At 71.4% G+C, this 2,255-nt stretch carries 3 protein-coding genes; 2 read left to right on the top strand and 1 reads right to left on the bottom strand.

The features are described from left to right. On the top strand, positions 1 to 932 hold a 932-nt coding region (locus tag D7X74_RS43415; RefSeq protein ID WP_120538400.1), incomplete at its 5' end, for a hypothetical protein. A gap of 15 nt (positions 933 to 947) precedes the next feature. Continuing rightward, on the top strand, positions 948 to 1,415 hold the full coding sequence (locus tag D7X74_RS41360) for a DcrB-related protein (RefSeq protein WP_120538399.1): 468 nt from the start codon (positions 948 to 950) through the stop codon (positions 1,413 to 1,415). Between the two features lie 19 nt (positions 1,416 to 1,434). On the opposite strand, the gene D7X74_RS43410 is transcribed toward D7X74_RS41360, so the two are convergent. Next, positions 1,435 to 2,255 (bottom strand): hypothetical protein (locus tag D7X74_RS43410; protein ID WP_158622373.1); only part of this gene is annotated, 821 nt, incomplete at its 5' end.

The raw sequence follows: 2,255 nt of genomic DNA, 5'->3' as shown, positions 1-2,255 counted from the left end.
TGACCCTTCCCCCCAACCTCCAGCGTCCCGTCCCCCCGCGCGTGGAGGTGACGCCGTCGAACCCGAAGCCGCAGGCGGCCGCGCAGCAGGCGGAGCTGCCCCAGGCGAAGGTCGTCACCTCGGTGGAGACCGCGCCGACGGCGGCCCAGACGGAGCGGGCCTCGGACGCCTTCGCGGCGCAGGAAGCCCTCCAGATGCTTTCGGGCTGGGCGAGCCGCTTCGCGTCGGGCGCGGGGAGCCCTCCCGAGTCTGACGCGCTGCGCGTGGGCCAGGCCTGCGCTCCCCAGGAGGCGGCGCCGGAGATTGGCGACTGGGAGGACGACGCGTCGGTGGTGCGGCAGACCAAGGAGAAGAACTGCGGCGCCGCGGTGGCGGTGATGCTGGGCAACGAGAAGGGCACCGGCAAGACGCAGGGCGCGTCGGACACGGAGAAGATGGACGCGCTGGATTCGCGCTTCACCGACGGCGACGGCACGACGCCCATCGAGCTGTCCAACATGCTCGCGAACCAGGGCGTCAAGGTGACGGAGTCCTCGTCCAAGCTGGACAAGGGCGTCCTGGACAACGCGCTCAGCCGCGATGGCAAGGCCGCGGTGCTGGTGGACTCCGCCAAGGTGGACCCCAAGGCGAAGGGCGACGAGAAGGGCCAGGCGCACTGGGTCACCGTGGAAGGCAAGGACGACCAGGGCCGCTACAAGGTGAAGGACCCGAGCACCGGCAAGAGCGTCAAGATGGACGCCGACAAGCTGTCGGACGCCGTGGACACCAGCCTGCGCGAGCACAAGACGGGCGGCATGGTCATCGTCGAGGGCGCCAACGGCGCTTCCGAAGCGGACATCGTGGGGGAGAGCAACGCGAAGGTGGCGACGCTCGCCAACGAAGAGGGCGGCGGCTCCCGCGCCATGGCCAACTTCGGCCGCGAGTCCTCCTAAGGACTTCCGCCTCCCATGGCCCTGCCCCGGTTCATCCGCCACGGTCCGCTGCGCGTTGCCCTGCCTGACGGCTGGTTCGACGCCAGCCACATCGTGGCGGTGGGGCCGGAGGAGGACGGCTTCCGCGCGAACCTCGTCGTGTCGCTGGAGCCCACGGGCCCCGGTGAGACGCTGGAGCAGTTCGCCGCGCGCATGCTGGAGGGCGTGCGCGGGGCGCAGGCCTTCCACCAGGTGTCGCAGCAGAAGGCCACCCTCGGCGCCAACGCGGGCGTGCTGCGCGAGTACACCTTCCGGATGGAGTCGCTGACGCTCGCGCAGCTCCAGTTCTACGTGCTGCGCGAACAGGTGGGCTTCACCTTCACGTACACGCAGTTGGCGGAGCGGCTGGCCACGACGCGCCACGAGGCGGAGGCGCTGCTCGCGTCGGTGACGTTGGATTCAATGGCGGAGCTCGCGCTGCGTCCCACGCACTTCCGCGCCTGAGTCCCGCCCGGGCCTTCCTTCAGACGACCAGGTGCTCCACGACGCGCAGCCGCAGCAGCTGGCGCGCCAGCTCCTGCACCTGCTCCACCTCCTGCTGGCCCAGGGCCTTGCGCAGCGCCAGCTTCATGTCCGTGGACGCGCGCAGCAGCAGGGTGCGCAGCTGGGCATTGCTGAGCAGGGGGTTGAGGCGCCGCAGGTGGCCCACCAGCGCCCCCAGCTGGGCCAGGGTCAGGCCGGCGACCATCACCTGCGTGGTGGAGCCCTCGTCCGGGCTCTGGCTGATGGCCAGCATCCACGGGGACAGGAGCTGGGAGCGGGTGAAGTCCCGCCCGTACGTCACGCCCAGCCGCGCGCACTCCTCCACCATGGGGCCGCTGTCGTGGCCGGAGATGACGGGCTGGACGCGGGCGGCCTCGTACTTCTGGAGCACCTCGTCGTAGCTCTTGCGCACGGCGGTGCCCTGCGGGCTGCGCACGAACTCCGTGAAGGCCTCGTGCACCTCGCGCCGCAGCGACTGGAGCAGCGTGGCGTCGTCCGCGACGGCGGACTCGCCCAGCGCCAGGGCCAGGTACTGCCGGTCCTCGGGGACCGCGTTCGCGGACTTCCACCACTCGTGGGCCACGGAGCTTTCGCTCAGGACCACGGGCAGGGTGACGACGCCCTGGCGGCCGGGGTTGGCGAGGAAGTTCGTGAGCTTCATCACCACTTCGGACAGCCCGCGGAACTGCCGGTTGAGCAGGGCCACGCGCAGCTTCGCGCGGCCCTCCGCGGCCTCCTTCGCGGCGTTGGGGGACTGCCCGTCGGTGGCGGTGCGCTCGCGCGGGGCTTCGGAGGTCGGGG

The sequence above is a fragment of the Corallococcus sp. CA047B genome, from assembly GCF_003612065.1.
In the GTDB taxonomy this organism is placed as follows: Bacteria; Myxococcota; Myxococcia; order Myxococcales; family Myxococcaceae; genus Corallococcus; species Corallococcus praedator.
Note: the sequence above shows the minus strand (reverse complement) of the source record. Positions and strands in the feature narration are given on the sequence as shown.

What these genes read in the sequence shown, in the direction of transcription:
- D7X74_RS41360 (WP_120538399.1), top strand. Translation starts at nt 948, where the DNA reads ATGGCCCTGCCCCGGTTCATCCGCCACGGTCCGCTGCGCGTTGCCCTG.